Annotated in this window: 15 protein-coding genes and 1 pseudogene; 14 read left to right on the forward strand and 2 right to left on the reverse strand. The window is 68.9% G+C overall.

What is annotated here, in order from left to right:
• The first annotated feature begins 116 nt into the window (after positions 1 to 116).
• A complete protein-coding gene (gene rpsA / locus ACWPN7_RS20030) occupies positions 117 to 1823 on the forward strand; it encodes a 30S ribosomal protein S1 (protein ID WP_038525887.1) in 1707 nt (568 codons plus the stop codon).
• A gap of 126 nt (positions 1824 to 1949) precedes the next feature.
• Here rpsA and ACWPN7_RS20035 read toward each other — a convergent pair whose 3' ends face one another.
• Positions 1950 to 2768 (reverse strand): DUF2189 domain-containing protein, encoded by an 819-nt coding sequence (locus ACWPN7_RS20035; RefSeq protein ID WP_459196033.1) that lies wholly within the window; start codon positions 2766 to 2768, stop codon positions 1950 to 1952.
• Between the two features lie 261 nt (positions 2769 to 3029).
• Here ACWPN7_RS20035 and ihfB point away from each other — a divergent pair, with 261 nt between their 5' ends.
• From ihfB to ACWPN7_RS20100, 13 genes and pseudogenes are all read left to right on the forward strand, one after another.
• On the forward strand, positions 3030 to 3314 hold the full coding sequence (gene ihfB, locus ACWPN7_RS20040) for an integration host factor subunit beta (RefSeq protein WP_014239239.1): 285 nt from the start codon (positions 3030 to 3032) through the stop codon (positions 3312 to 3314).
• A gap of 89 nt (positions 3315 to 3403) precedes the next feature.
• Entirely contained in the window at positions 3404 to 3793 is a 390-nt protein-coding gene (locus ACWPN7_RS20045; RefSeq protein ID WP_038525891.1) for a lipopolysaccharide assembly protein LapA domain-containing protein, read from the forward strand.
• 88 nt (positions 3794 to 3881) lie between these two features.
• The gene (gene lhpI, locus ACWPN7_RS20050) at positions 3882 to 4838 is read left to right on the forward strand and encodes a bifunctional Delta(1)-pyrroline-2-carboxylate/Delta(1)-piperideine-2-carboxylate reductase (RefSeq protein WP_201044521.1); all 957 of its coding nucleotides are present in this window, start codon (positions 3882 to 3884) and stop codon (positions 4836 to 4838) included.
• Positions 4839 to 4852: 14 nt separating this feature from the next.
• Positions 4853 to 5572: pseudogene (locus tag ACWPN7_RS20055) on the forward strand (NAD(P)/FAD-dependent oxidoreductase); the annotation flags it as partial.
• Positions 5573 to 5633: 61 nt separating this feature from the next.
• Complete coding sequence (locus tag ACWPN7_RS20060) at positions 5634 to 5966, forward strand: FAD-dependent oxidoreductase (protein WP_492273423.1); 333 nt, start codon at positions 5634 to 5636, stop codon at positions 5964 to 5966.
• Positions 5967 to 6066: 100 nt separating this feature from the next.
• The gene (locus ACWPN7_RS20065; protein WP_014239243.1) at positions 6067 to 6210 is read left to right on the forward strand and encodes a hypothetical protein; all 144 of its coding nucleotides are present in this window, start codon (positions 6067 to 6069) and stop codon (positions 6208 to 6210) included.
• Between the two features lie 42 nt (positions 6211 to 6252).
• Positions 6253 to 6873 (forward strand): hypothetical protein, encoded by a 621-nt coding sequence (locus ACWPN7_RS20070; protein ID WP_492273424.1) that lies wholly within the window; start codon positions 6253 to 6255, stop codon positions 6871 to 6873.
• A gap of 104 nt (positions 6874 to 6977) precedes the next feature.
• Positions 6978 to 7691: an orotidine-5'-phosphate decarboxylase gene (gene pyrF / locus ACWPN7_RS20075; RefSeq protein ID WP_492273425.1), complete on the forward strand. Its 714-nt coding sequence runs from the start codon at positions 6978 to 6980 to the stop codon at positions 7689 to 7691.
• Positions 7692 to 7703: 12 nt separating this feature from the next.
• Entirely contained in the window at positions 7704 to 8348 is a 645-nt protein-coding gene (locus ACWPN7_RS20080) for a phosphoribosylanthranilate isomerase (protein ID WP_459196031.1), read from the forward strand.
• Positions 8349 to 8532: 184 nt separating this feature from the next.
• On the forward strand, positions 8533 to 9447 hold the full coding sequence (locus tag ACWPN7_RS20085) for a diguanylate cyclase (protein ID WP_038525904.1): 915 nt from the start codon (positions 8533 to 8535) through the stop codon (positions 9445 to 9447).
• A gap of 108 nt (positions 9448 to 9555) precedes the next feature.
• The gene (upp, locus tag ACWPN7_RS20090; protein ID WP_014239248.1) at positions 9556 to 10206 is read left to right on the forward strand and encodes a uracil phosphoribosyltransferase; all 651 of its coding nucleotides are present in this window, start codon (positions 9556 to 9558) and stop codon (positions 10204 to 10206) included.
• 131 nt (positions 10207 to 10337) lie between these two features.
• On the forward strand, positions 10338 to 12062 hold the full coding sequence (locus ACWPN7_RS20095) for an ABC transporter permease (protein ID WP_149648271.1): 1725 nt from the start codon (positions 10338 to 10340) through the stop codon (positions 12060 to 12062).
• A 104-nt stretch (positions 12063 to 12166) separates the two neighbouring features.
• Positions 12167 to 13015 carry a pirin family protein gene (locus ACWPN7_RS20100; protein WP_459196030.1) on the forward strand — a complete coding sequence of 283 codons (849 nt, stop codon included), beginning with the start codon at positions 12167 to 12169 and terminating at the stop codon, positions 13013 to 13015.
• A 66-nt stretch (positions 13016 to 13081) separates the two neighbouring features.
• On the opposite strand, the gene ACWPN7_RS20105 is transcribed toward ACWPN7_RS20100, so the two are convergent.
• Entirely contained in the window at positions 13082 to 14110 is a 1029-nt protein-coding gene (locus ACWPN7_RS20105; protein ID WP_038525913.1) for a Fe(3+) ABC transporter substrate-binding protein, read from the reverse strand.
• Positions 14111 to 14206 lie beyond the last annotated feature (96 nt).

Raw genomic sequence — 14206 nt, forward strand, 5'->3', positions numbered from 1 at the left:
ATGTCAACCAAGTCGCCGGGCGTGGTGCCCGGCGCGGTGGTCCCATCGGGGGCCGGCCCGTTTTGCCGCGGGACGGACCATGGCGGGATCGCTTTCGGCCAACCTTAGGAGTTTCAATGGCACAAGCTATGGCCCGGACCGGCGAGAAGGAAAGCTTTGCGGCTCTGCTCGAGGAGTCGCTCGGCACGGCCGAGTCCCTCGAAGGCTCGGTCGTCAAGGGCCGCGTCGTCTCCGTCGAGAACGACATGGTCACCATCGACGTCGGCCTGAAGTCGGAAGGCCGCGTCGCGCTGAAGGAATTCGCCGTTGCCGGCCAGCCGCCCGAGCTGAAGGCGGGCGACACCGTCGAGGTGTATCTGGAGCGTATGGAAGACAAGAACGGCGAAGCCGTTCTGTCGCGTGAGAAGGCCAAGCGCGAAGAGGCCTGGGCGCTGCTGGAGAAGTCCTTCCAGGACCAGACCCGCGTCACCGGCGTCATCTTCGGCCGCGTCAAGGGCGGCTTCACCGTCGACCTGTCGGGCGCCGTGGCGTTCCTGCCGGGTTCGCAGGTGGACATCCGTCCGGTCCGCGACATCTCCCCGCTGCTGGGCACCCCGCAGCCGTTCCAGATCCTGAAGATGGACCGCTCGCGCGGCAACATCGTCGTGTCGCGTCGCGCCGTGCTCGAAGAGAGCCGCGCCGAGGCCCGTTCGGAGCTGGTGGCCAACCTCAAGGAAGGCCAGGTTCTGCAGGGTGTGGTCAAGAACATCACCGACTACGGCGCGTTCGTGGATCTGGGTGGCGTCGACGGCCTGCTGCACGTCACGGACATCGCGTGGCGCCGCATCAACCACCCGTCCGAGGCCCTGCAGATCGGCCAGACCGTCACGGTCCAGGTCATCCGCTTCAACCCGGAGACCCAGCGCATCAGCCTCGGCATGAAGCAGCTGGAAGCCGATCCGTGGGAAGGCGTGGAAGCCAAGTACCCGGTCAGCTCGCGGTTCAAGGGTCGCGTCACCAACATCACCGACTACGGCGCCTTCGTGGAGCTGGAGCCGGGGATCGAGGGCCTGGTGCACGTCTCGGAGATGTCCTGGACGAAGAAGAACGTCCATCCGGGCAAGATCGTGTCGACTTCGCAGGAAGTCGAGGTCATGGTCCTGGACGTCGATCCGCAGAAGCGCCGCATCAGCCTGGGCCTCAAGCAGTGCCTGGACAACCCGTGGGAGACCTTCCTCGACAAGTTCGGCCCGGGCACGGAGCTGGAAGGCGAGGTCAAGAACATCACCGAGTTCGGTCTGTTCGTCGGTCTGCCGGGCGACATCGACGGCATGGTCCACATGTCCGACCTCGACTGGAACAAGTCGGGTGAGGAGGCCATCGCCGAGTACAAGAAGGGCGACCGCGTCAAGGTCAAGGTCCTGGACGTCGACGTCGAGAAGGAGCGCATCTCCCTCGGCATCAAGCAGCTCGCGAACGATCCGTTCGAGGCTGCCACGGCCGGCCTGAAGAAGAACGAGGTCGTCACCTGCACCGTCACCCAGGTCACCGACGGTGGCATCGAGGTCACGGTCGGCGAGGGCTACACCGGCTTCATCCGCAAGTCGGACCTGTCCCGCGACCGTTCGGAGCAGCGTCCGGACCGCTTCGCCGTCGGCGAGAAGGTCGACGCGAAGGTCACCCAGATCGACCGCGGCTCCCGCCGCATCTCGCTGTCCATCAAGGCCCGCGAGATGGAGGAGGAGAAGCAGGCGATGGCCGAGTACGGTTCGTCCGACTCGGGCGCCTCGCTGGGCGACATCCTGGGTGCGGCTCTGAAGCGCAAGCAGCAGAACGACGAGTAAGGCATGTCTCTCCCCCTCCCCTGCGTCAGCGGGGGAGGGTCGGGGAGGGGCCCCGCCTCTCGCACCTGATTACGAAAAAGCCGCCGCGGTCACCCCGCGGCGGCTTTTTCCTTTTTCAAACCGCTCTCACCCCTCCTCATCCTCCTTGATGAGGTCGCGGTAAGCGTGCCAACTCGCGTGCCCGACCAGGGGCAGGGCGACGATCAGCCCCAGGAAGCCGGTCAGCAGCCCGGCGCCGGTCACCAGCACGATCAGCCCGGCCCACAGCGCCAGGACGCGCGGGTTGCGCAGCACCGCCATCGCCGAGGCCAGCGCCGCGGCGAAGACGTCCACCGGGCGGTCCATCATCATCGGCAGGGCGGTGACGTTGGTGATGAAGGCGAAGGCGGCGAAGGCGAAGCCCAGCGCCGTGATGAAGACGGTGAACACCAGACCGTCCAAGCTGAACATCTGCGCCACGAAGTGGTCGAGCGCGATGGCCTCGTGCGGGAAGAACAGGGCGAAGGCCACCACGTTCATCCGCGCCCAGATCATCACATAGAGCATCAGGATCAGGCCGGCGGTCAGGATGTGGTAGGGGTTGGCCCGCCACGCGGTCAGCGCCCGCCACAGGCTGGGCCGGCGCCCCTCCTCGACGTCCTTGGAAATCCGGTAGAGGCCGAGCGCCAGGAGCGGAGCGATCAGCAGGAAGGCGCCGATCATCGGCGCGATCAGATAGGCCATCCCGGCCAGCACCAGCCCGCCGGTCAGCGCGAATCCGATGGCGACGAACAGGGCGCCGTAGGCGAGGCTGACCCAGCCCGACGCCCGCAGGTCCATCCAGCCCGCCCGCAGCCAGCCCAGCGCCTGCGCGGTGGTGACGGTGCGGACGCGGTCCGCGTAGGGCAGGCCGGCCAGCGGGTCGGAGGGGCCGGTGTGATGGCCGGTGTGGTGAGTGTGTGTCATGGCGAACCTCCAACCGAGTCCGGCAACCGGGACCGTGCCAACCAACTCATCGGAAATGGTGCGTTCAAAGGCAATCCGTAAGACGGATTAATCACATTTCGGGCCTTTTTCGGGGCGGAGGTCGGGCAAGCCGGAGCGTTGCCGGGAAAAGGGTTCCGCCAGAAAGGCTTAGCTTGACGGTCACCGGACCCGGTGGCACGCTTGCGCGCAGGTCAAGGAGCGCGGTGCAAGGGCGCTCGAACCGGGGGAAACGGAATCGCCATGACCAAATCAGAGCTGATCCAACGGCTCGCGGAGCGCAATCCGCATCTGTACCAGCGCGACATCGAAAAGATCGTCGGCACCATCTTCGACGAGATCTCCGAAGCGCTCGCCCGCGGCGACCGGGTGGAGTTGCGCGGGTTCGGCGCCTTCTCGGTCAAGCGCCGCGACGCCCGCACGGGCCGGAACCCGCGCACCGGCGAGGCGGTGGAGGTGGGCGAGAAGGCGATCCCCTTCTTCAAGACCGGAAAACAGTTGCGCGAGCGCTTGAACACCGACGAATGATGTCCGTTCATTGACAGACCGTCGCTGACTCAATCGGCCCGGACCCGGCGCTGACCCGGCCCCCGATCATGGATACGAGGACCACACCCGTGCGTTTCATCGCCCTCATCATCGCCGTTCCCATCGCGCTGGCCGCGGTGCTGTTCGCCATTTCCAACCGTGGCCTGGTCACGCTGTCGCTCTGGCCGCTGCCCTTCACGCTGGAGGTTCCGGTCTATCTCGCCACGCTGGTGGCGCTGGTGATCGGCTTCCTGGCTGGCGGCGTCGTCGCCTGGAACGCCCAGCGCCGCCACCGCCGCCGCGCCCGCCGCTCCTCGGACCGCGTCTCCTACCTGGAGCGCGAGCTGAAGGAGACGCAGGCCCGCGCCGCCGCCGCGGAAAAGCGTCTGGCCGAGATGAACCGCCCGCTGTCCGGCACCGCCGGCCTGCCCGCGGTGACCGGGTCCGGCGCCGCCCTGCCGGCGACCACGGTCCACTGACCGCCCGCCGGTAACCCCTTCGGCCTCCCGTCCGGCCGGGGGGCGGGAGGGGGGTTCCGCTTTGCCGGACCTGTGGAGGGAGCCGCCGATGCGCACCGTCACCGGAGCCGAGCTGAAATCCGTCCTGCACTTCCGCATGCTGATCGAGCGCATGCGGCAGACCTTCCGCGCCGGGGTCGAGGTGCCGATGCGGCACCACCACACGGTCGAGACCTACGGCCAGAACGACGGCACGCTGCTGCTGATGCCGGCGTGGCAGGTCAACCAGTCCATCGGCGTCAAGGTGGTCACCGTCTTCCCCGACAACGGGGCGAAGGATCTGCCGGCGGTGCAGGGCCTCTACCTGCTGATGGACGGCAAGACGGGGATGCCCCAGGCGGTTCTGGACGGCACCGCCCTGACCAAGCGGCGCACCGCCGCGGCCTCCGCCCTCGCCGCCTCCTACCTTGCGCGGCCCGACTCGGAGCGGCTGCTGATGGTCGGCACCGGGGCGCTGGCGCCCGAGCTGATCGAGGCCTTCGCCACCGTCCTGCCGATCAAGCATGTGCTGGTCTGGGGCCGCAGCCTGGAGAAGGCGAAGAAAGTGGCCAGCCGCTTCCACCGCCCGAAATTCCGCATCGAGGCCACTGCCGACCTGGAAGGGGCGGTGCGCGGCGCCCAGGTGATTTCCTGCGCCACGCTGGCGAAGGAGCCGCTGATCCGTGGCGAGTGGCTTCAGCCGGGCGCCCATCTCGATCTCGTCGGCGGCTTCACCCCGGAGATGCGCGAGGCGGACAACGACTGCATCCGCCGCTCCCGCGTCTTCGTGGACACCCGCGAGGGCGCCTGCACGGAAGCGGGGGACATCGTGCAGCCGATGAAGGCCGGCATCCTGACCGACGCGGACATCGCCGGCGACCTCTACGACCTGACCCGCGGCCAGCGCGCCGGGCGCCGCTTCTACGACCAGATCACCCTGTTCAAGTCGGTCGGCACCGCGCTGGAGGACCTCTGCGCCGCCCAGCTGGCGGTGGAGATGGTGATCCACAACGACACGATCCGCTGAGGCGTTTTTCCATCATGACTCTCCGCATCACCGTCGTCGGCGCCGGCATCATGGGGCTGTGCACCGCCTGGGCGCTGGCCCGCGCCGGGCACGAAGTCGCGGTCTTCGACCAGGGACAGGTGCCCAACCCCTTCGGCAGCTCCGTCGACCAGCACCGGCTGTTCCGCCACGCCTACGGCGCCAGCGCCGGCTACGCCCGCATGGCCGACACCTCCTTCCAGGCGTGGGAGCGGCTGTGGACCGATCTGGGCGAACGGCTGCTCGTCCCCAGCGGTACGCTCTGCACCGCCTCGGCGGAGGACGGGCGGCGCTGGCTGGCCGACAGCGTCGCGGTGCTGGAGTCGCTGGGCCATCCCTTCCGCCGCCTGACCCCGGCGCAAATCGCCGCGGAGTTCCCGCTGGTGGACGCCAACGCGGTGGCGGAGGGGCTGCATCTGGAGTCGGGCGGCGTGCTGCTCGCCGGGCGCATCGTGGAGCTGCTCAGCCACCATCTGAACGCGCTGGGGGTGACGGTTCACGCGCGTGCCCCCGTGACGGCCATCGACGCCGAGCGCGCCACCGTGACGCTGGCCGACCGCCGGACCATCGGCGCCGACGCGCTGGTGGTCGCCGCCGGGGCCTGGGTGACCAAGCTGCTGCCGGAAACGGCGGCGCGCCTGACCCCGTCACGGCAGGTCGTGGCCTACCTGATGCCGCCGGAGGGGCTGCGCGGCGTCTGGGCCAAGGCGCCGATGCTGATCGACGCGGACGGGGAGAGCGGAGTTCTACGTCGTTCCCCCGGTGGCCGGCACGACGATGAAAGCGGGCGACCACCGCTTCTCGCGCGTCGGCGACCCGGACACCGAGCGCGATCCCGATCCCGACGAGGCGCGCGATGTGCTGGACCGCGCCCGCCGGGTGCTGGCGGACGGCCACCGCTACAGCCTCGCCAACGCGGCGACCTGCTTCTACACGGTGACCGACGACGAGGGCTTCGTGGTCGAGCCGCTGTCCGCCCGCTGCTGGCTGATGAGCGCCTGCTCCGGCCATGCTTTCAAGTTCGCCCCGGCGCTGGGCGAGGCGCTGGCGGACGCCATCGGCGATCCGGCGCGGGCGTCCGAACTGCCTGATTGGGCCGCCGGGCGCTGAGCGCCCTCCCGGAACCGGCGGAACGGTGCGGCTCCACCCCTGTTGAGAGGGCAATCAGCCTGCTTTGGCTGAAGCCTTACCGACAGGGAGTGAAGCATCCATGGCCGACGAACCTCGCAAAGTGGGTGTCTATGACACGGACGGCAACCGGACGGCGACGGGCGGTGCGGCCGGCTCCATGAACTGGTGGGTCATCGCGCTGGTCGTGCTGGTGGTCCTCGCCCTCCTCTATTTCTTCCTCTGAGTCCGGACCGCGTCCGGATCGGACCAGCACAGGAGCGGGTTCATGAACAAGAAGACCATTGTCGCGCTGTATGACGATCTGTCCGGCGCCGAACGCGCGCTGAGCGAACTCGAAGCCGCCAATCTGCGGCAGGACTTCACCATGATGGGCGCCGACAGCGCGAAGCTGGGCTCCTCGTCCAGTCTGGCCACCGAGAACCGGCTGGAAAGCTGGCGCCACGCCGCCGACTTCGGGGGGGACCCGAACTTCGACGCCCGCGACCGCCGCGTCTCCATGCTGACCGGTGTCGGCGTGACGCGGGAGGACGCAGAGGTCTTCGCCGAGGGCGTGCGCCGCGGCGGCGTGCTGCTGGTTGGCCGGGTCGAGGAGTTGATGTGCGACTCCGCGCTGGCCGTCATGCAGCGCCACGGCTCGGTGGACATTCCCGGCCGGGCGCAGGGCTACCGCGAGGCCGGCTGGAGCGGCTATGACGCCGCCACCGCCGATTACGACAGCGCCCAGGTCGCCGAGGAGCGCCGCCGCGCCGCCGCCGCCTCGCTGCGCGACGTCAACACGCAGGGCGCCAACCCGGCAGCAGGCGCTCCGGCGGCCACGCCGATCGCGACTCCGATGGGCACCCCGGCGACTCCGCCGACCGGCCGCGTCGACGTGAACCGCGAATAGCGGTTCCGACCCACTCTCCGGCCCCGGAAGTCTGGTGATTGCCGCCGGCCCTTGTTAGGCTGCGCGCCATCACCACCTTCCAGGGTTCGGAGAGCCGTTTTTCCATGAGCACGCCCAGCATCGCGCCCGCCTCGCGCATCTTCTGCGCCGTCGACACGACCGACCTCGACACCGCCCGCGACCTCGGCCGGCGGATCGCGGGGGTGGTCGGCGGGATCAAGCTGGGGCTGGAGTTCTTCATCGCCCATGGCCCGACGGGCATCCGCACGGTGATCGGCGAGGATGGCCCGCCGCTGTTCCTCGACCTCAAGCTGCACGACATCCCCAACACGGTGGCGGGCGGCATCCGGGCGGCGCTGCCGCTGAAGCCCGCCTTCCTGACCATCCACACCTCCGGCGGCCCGGCGATGATGCGCGCGGCGGCGGACGCCGCGGCCAGCGCGGGCGCGGACCGTCCGAAGATCCTCGCCGTCACCGTGCTGACCAGCATGGACGCTGCCGACCTCCAGGCCGTCGGGCAGAGCGTCCCGGTGGCCGATCAGGTGAAGCGGCTGGCGCTGCTCGCCAAGGAGTTGGGGGTGGATGGCGTCGTCTGCTCCCCCGCCGAGGTGGCGCTGATCCGCGAGGCCTGCGGGCCGGACTTCATCCTGATGGTGCCGGGCATCCGCCCCGCCTGGGCCGCCGCCAACGACCAGAAGCGCGTCATGACTCCGGCCGAGGCGTTGGCCGCCGGGGCGGACCATCTGGTCATCGGGCGCCCGATCACCGGCGCCGCCGATCCGGAAGCCGCCGCCCGCCGCATCGTTTCGGAACTGTAAGGACCCGCCCCCATGCCCGTCAGCGTGAAGATCTGCGGCCTCACCGAGCCCCTGTCGCTGCACGCCGCGGTCGCCGGCGGGGCGCGCTACGTCGGCTTCGTCTTCTACCCGCCGAGCCCGCGCTCCATAGCACCGTCCATGGCGGCAGAGCTGGCGCGGCTGGTCCCGACGGGCGTGCGCACGGTCGGGCTGTTCGTCGACCCCGAGAACGACTTCCTGGAGCATGTGGTCAGCCAGGTCCCCTTCGACCTGATCCAGCTCCACGGCAAGGAGACGCCGCGCCGCATCGCCGAGGTGAAGGCGGCCTTCAACATTCCGGTGATGAAGGCGATCAAGATCGGCGGGCCGGAGGATCTGGCCGCCGCGCTGGAGGCCGCCGAGGTCGCCGACCGTCTGCTGTTCGACGCCAAGCCGCCGGCCAAGGTGCCGGCCCTGCCGGGCGGCAATGGCATCGCCTTCGACTGGACGCTGCTCGCCGGGCGGAGCTGGCCGAAACCCTGGATGCTGTCCGGCGGGCTGAAGCCGGAGAACGCGGCGGAGGCGGTGCGGACGACCGGCGCCACGGCGCTCGACGTGTCGTCGGGCGTGGAGGACCGTCCCGGCCACAAGGACCCGGAGCTGATCCGCCGCTTCCTGGACAGCGTGGCCGGGCTGTGACGCCGCGTCGCGGCGAGGCATTTGAATAAAATTTGATGTTGCCGCGGGGCTTTCCCTTTTGGCGCATAGGCACAACTTAATCGCACGACCGGGTTGCGGACCCGGGGTATGACTTCGTGCGATACTGTTGGCATCCGCCGGCTGCGACCGATGGATGTGTCCGAAGGGAAGCCGTGCAAGCCCGATGACCAACTCGTCCGACACACGCTCGCCATCCGACAGCCTCGGCCTCGTCCTCGACGAGCATTTGCGATGGATCGGGCAGTGGCACCGCGCCGTTTTCTTCCGCGGCGGGCAGGGGGGCGAGCGGGTGTCGGCCCCGGCCTCCTTCGCGGCGTGGTGCGTGGCGGTCAACGCCGACGATCTGGCCCACCAGCCCGCCGTCGAGAAGCTGGTCACCCTGCATGAGCAGATGCACCGCAAGGCCAAGCTGCTTCTGCTGAAGGCGGCCGGCGGCGAGAGCCCCAGCGAGGCCGACTATGAGGGGGTGATCGCCCGCTTCGAGGAGTTCGTCCTGCATCTGCGCCGGGTCGAGCGCGCCTTCGGTGCGGCGGCGAGCGGGCTGGACCCGCTGACCGGCCTGCGCACCCGCCGCGGCATGCAGGAGGCGCTGGAGCGTGAGCACAACCGCTTCCGCCGCAACGGCCCGGCCTTCTGCGTCGCCATCTGCGACATCGACCGCTTCAAGGGCATCAACGACACCTACGGCCACGACATCGGGGATCGCGTCCTGGCCGCCACCGCCGCCGCCATCAGCCGGGGCATCCGCAGCTTCGACGAGGCCTTCCGCATGGGCGGGGAGGAATTCCTGATCTGCCTGAAGGAAACCGGCCTCGCCGAGGGCTTCCGGGTCATCGAGCGGCTGCGCGGCGAACTGGCGCGGACGCCGGTGACGCTGCCGGACGGGCGGCGGATCGCGGTCACCGCCTCCTTCGGGCTGGTCGAGGCCGGGGAGGATCTGCCGGTGGAGGAGATGGTGGTCTGCGCCGACCGCGCCCTCTATCAGGCGAAGAACAGCGGCCGCAACCGCGTGGTCCGCTACGGGGTCGACCAGCCGGAGGTTGCGGCGGGGCGATCGGCGCTTCCCAACCGCCGCTGATTTTCGTCTCGCGAGCGGTGCATCCGGCGGGATCGCTTAAGGGCGGCTTGGCCGAAGCGGGTCCGCCGGGTTAGGATCGGGGTCTAGACAGGCCGCGGCACGAGATCCATGCGCACCCACACCGAATTTCCCAATCTGTTCATCCTCGACCACCCGCTGATCCAGCACAAGCTGACGCTGATGCGGGCCAAGGAACGCTCCACCGGCGGCTTCCGCACCCTGCTGCGCGAGATTTCGCTGCTGATGGGCTATGAGATCACCCGCGACCTGCCTTTGACGACCGAGCGGATCGACACGCCGCTCCAGCCCATGGACGCGCCGGTCATCGCCGGCAAGAAGCTGGCCATCGTGCCGGTGCTGCGCGCCGGCCTCGGCATGGCCCAGGGCCTGCACGAGCTGGTGCCGTCGGCGCGCGAGGGGCACATCGGCCTCTACCGCGACCACGACACCAAGATGCCGCACGAGTATCTGGTGAAGCTGCCGGAGGCCGAAGGCCGCCTGTTCATCGTGGTGGACCCGATGCTGGCGACCGGCAACTCCGCCGTCCACGCCTGCGACGTGCTGAACCGCCACGGCGTGGACGACGAAAACATACGCTTCATGGCGCTGGTCGCGGCGCCTGAGGGCATGCGCGTCTTTGCCGCCGCCCACCCGCGGGTGAAGGTCTTCACCGCCTCGCTCGACAGCCATCTCGACGAGAACGCCTACATCGTCCCCGGCCTGGGCGACGCCGGCGACCGCATGTTCGGCACCAAGTAACCGTAAACGGCGGCCGCATCCCTGTCATACCATCAGGGGAAAGGGATGCGGCATGTTGTCATTGCGAGTTATTCGCACAGTGTGAGACCATAGGGCTCCCGTTCGACACATCCCTATGGGCGTAACCGGCCTTGACGACGGACACCTTTCAAACCCCCGGCCCGACACCGGGCGGCCCGGTTCAGGCCGCCGGCTTCCATTCCTCCCTGTGGCAACGCATCGGTTTCAGCGGTTGGACGCTGGCGACGCTGGTGATCGCGGCGCTGGTCACCCTGCCGGTGCTGGCGGTGATCAGCCGCGTCTTCGTGCCAACGGACGGGGTGTGGCAGCATCTGGTCGACACGGTGCTGGCGGAGTATCTGCTGAACACCGTGCGCCTCGTCTTCGGGGTGGGGGTGGGCACGCTGGTGATCGGGGTGGGCACCGCCTGGCTGGTCACCATGTGCCGGTTCCCCGGCAGCCGTACGCTGGAGTGGGCGCTGCTGCTGCCGATGGCGGTGCCGGCCTACGTCATGGCGTACGTGTACACCGACCTGCTCCAGTTCGTCGGCCCGGTGCAGACCGCGCTGCGCGAGGTTTTCCACTGGTCGCGGCGGGATTACTGGTTTCCCGACATCCGTACGCTCGAAGGCGCCGCGTTGATGATGACGCTGGTGCTGTACCCGTACGTCTATCTGCTGTCGCGCGCCGCCTTCCTGGAGCAGTCCGTCTGCGTGCTGGAGGTCAGCCGTACGCTCGGCCGCGGACCGTGGCGCAGCTTCTTCACGGTGGCGCTGCCGCTGGCCCGCCCCAGCATCGTCGCTGGTCTCGCGCTGGTGCTGATGGAGGTGCTGGCCGATTTCGGTACCGTGCAGTATTTCGCGGTGAACACCTTCGTCACCGGCATCTACCGGACATGGTTCGCCATGGGGCAGCCGGTGGCGGCGGCGCAGTTGGCCGCCGTGCTGATGATGTTCGTTCTGGTGCTGGTGCTGATGGAGCGCTGGTCGCGCCGTCAGGCCCGTTACCACCACACCACCACCCGCTACCGCCGCCTGCCCAAGCACCAGCTGACCGGCTGGCGCGCCGCCGCCGCCATGACGGCCTGCGGGCTGCCGCTGCTGCTCGGCTTCCTGCTGCCCGCCGGATTGCTGGTGCGCATGGCGGTCACCGCCGGGGACCAGGCCTTCGGGCCGGTGTTCCTGACGCTGGCCCGCAACAGCTTCACGCTGGCGGCGCTGGCCGCGGTGCTGGCGGTGTCGCTGGCGCTGGTGCTGGCCTACGGGCAGCGGCTGCGCCCGACGCCGCTGCTGAAGGGCGCGGTGCGCGTCGCCGCCATGGGCTACGCCATTCCCGGCTCGGTGATCGCGGTTGGCGTGCTGATTCCCTTCGCCCATCTCGACAACGCCGTCGACGCCTTCATGCGCCAGACCTTCGGCGTGTCCACCGGCCTGCTGCTGAGCGGCACCATCGCGGCGGTGCTGTTCGCCTATCTGGTGCGCTTCCTGGCGGTGTCCTTCAACACGATCGAGGCCAGCCTGGGCAAGATCCGCCCGACGATGGACTTCGCCTCGCGCGTGCTCGGCCACACGGCGGGGCGGACGCTGATCCGGGTGCACGCGCCGATCATGTGGGGCAGCCTGCTGACCGCCGGCCTGCTGGTCTTCGTCGACGTGATGAAGGAGCTGCCGGCGACGATGATCGTGCGGCCCTTCAACTTCGACACGCTGGCCGTGCGCGTCTACACGCTGGCCTCCGACGAGCGGCTGACCGAGGCCGCCACGGGGGCGCTGGCCATCGTCGCGGTGGGCATCGTGCCGGTGATCCTGCTCAGCCTGTCGATCAGCCGCTCCCGCCCCGGCCAGACGGACGAGTGAGGCTGTTGTCCCCGCCGCAACAGTGTTGAGCGGCGGTGGGGCTTTATCCGGTGCCCTGGAAAGAATACCTCTCTCTCAGCGATGTTGCTTGAGGAGAGCGTCCGATGACCGCCGAAACCGTCCGCCCCGTCCTGACCGCCGTCGAAGGCATGGAAGCGTCCGACGGGGCCGGCGTGCGCATGACCCGCATGGTCGGCACGCCGCGCCTGCGCATGCTCGACCCCTTCCTGATGCTGGACTACTTCGGGTCCGACACGCCGCAGGACTATCTGGCCGGCTTCCCCGACCACCCGCACCGCGGTTTCGAGACGGTCACCTACATGCTGGCCGGCCGCATGCGCCACTGGGACAACCACGGCCATGAGGGCGTGATCGAGACCGGCGGCGTGCAATGGATGACCGCCGGGCGCGGCGTGATCCATTCCGAGATGCCGGAGCAGACCGAAGGGTTGATGAAGGGCTTCCAGCTCTGGATCAACCTGCCGGCGCGGCTGAAGATGTCGGAGCCCGCCTACCAGGAGTTCGCCGCCGACCGCATCCCGGTCGAGACGCGCGAGGGCGGGACCACGGTGACGGTGATCGCCGGCACCACCGGCAAGGGCACCGCCGGCCCGGTGCGCAGCGGCCCGACGGAAGCCCGCTACTTCGACGTCAATCTGCCGTCGGGTGCCACCTTCTCCGAGCCGGTGCCCGCCGGCCACGCGGCGGCGCTGGTGGTCTTCGAAGGATCGGTGGTGGCGCCCGGCAGCTCCGTCCGGCTGGGCGGGCCGCGGGTTCTGGTGCTGGGCGAGGGCGACCGGGCGGAGATCACCGCCGGCCCGTCCGGCGCGCGCTTCCTGCTGCTCTCCGGCCGCCCGCTCGGCGAGCCGGTGGCCTGGGGCGGCCCCTTTGTCATGAACAGCCGCGAGGAGGTGATGCAGGCCTACCGCGACTACGAAGAGGGAAAATTCTAAACCCACAAACAAAAAGGGCGCGTCTCCACCGCTGGGACGCGCCCCTTTGCTACGCCGGACGGTGGCTTACTTCCAGCCGGCGCGATCCATGATCTTCAGAGCCTCGGCGTTGTTCTTGCCGTAGACGGCGGCGTTCAGCGGGTCTTCCTTGAACTTGCCCCAGGTGACCAGCACCGGCGCGGTCTCGGCCCCGGCGACGATCGGGTACTCGTAGTTCTTTTCCGTGAACATCTTCTGGGCCTCGGGGCTGACCAGATACTCCAGGAACTGGATGGCCTGCTCCTTGTTCGGCGCGTTCTTCATGACGCCGGCGCCGGAGACGTTCACATGGGTGCCGCGACCGTCCTGGTTGGGGAAGATCACGCCCAGCTTGTCCGCGATGGCCTTGTCCTCCGGCTTGGCGGAGGAGGCGATGCGGGCGAAGTAGTAGGTGTTGGTCACGGCCACGTCGCCTTCGTTGGCGGCCACGCCCTTGATCTGGTCGGTGTCGCCGCCCTGCGGCTTGCGCGCCATGTTGGCGACGACGCCCTTGGCCCAATCCTCCGTCGCCTTCTCGCCGTGGGCGGCGAGCAGCGAGCCGACGAGCGACTGGTTGTAGACGCTGGTCGAGGAGCGGACGAGGACGCGGTCCTTCCACTTCGGATCGGCCAGTTCCTCGTAGGTCTTGATCTCGTCCGGCTTCACCGAGGCCTTGTTGTAGACCAGGATGCGGGCGCGCTTGGAGATGCCGAACCAATGGCCTTCCGGTTCGCGCAGGTGGGCCGGGATGGCCTCCTCCATGACCTTGGAGCGGGTCGGCTGGAGCAGACCGGCTTCCTGGGCGCGCCACAGGCGGCCGGCGTCGACGGTGATGAACACGTCGGCGGGGCTGTTGCCGCCTTCGGTCTTCATCCGCTCGATCAGCTCCTCTTCCTTGCCCTCGATGACGTTGATCTTGATGCCGGTCTTCTTGGTGAAGGCGTCGTAGAGGTCCTTGTCCACATCGTAATGGCGCGCGGAGTAGACGTTCACCTCGGCGGCGCTGGCGAGACCCGTCATGGTCAGCAGCGTGGCGGCGAAGGTGGCGGCAAAGACGCCGCGCGATCCGATGTGCATCCTCGTGACTCCCGAATTCTTGTCGGTTCACGCCCGCAATTGCGAAGCGTTCTCATGCGCCGACTTGACCATTCGGGGGCCGGGGTGTCAAGCGTG

The sequence above is a fragment of the Azospirillum sp. UENF 312511 genome, assembly GCF_058780635.1.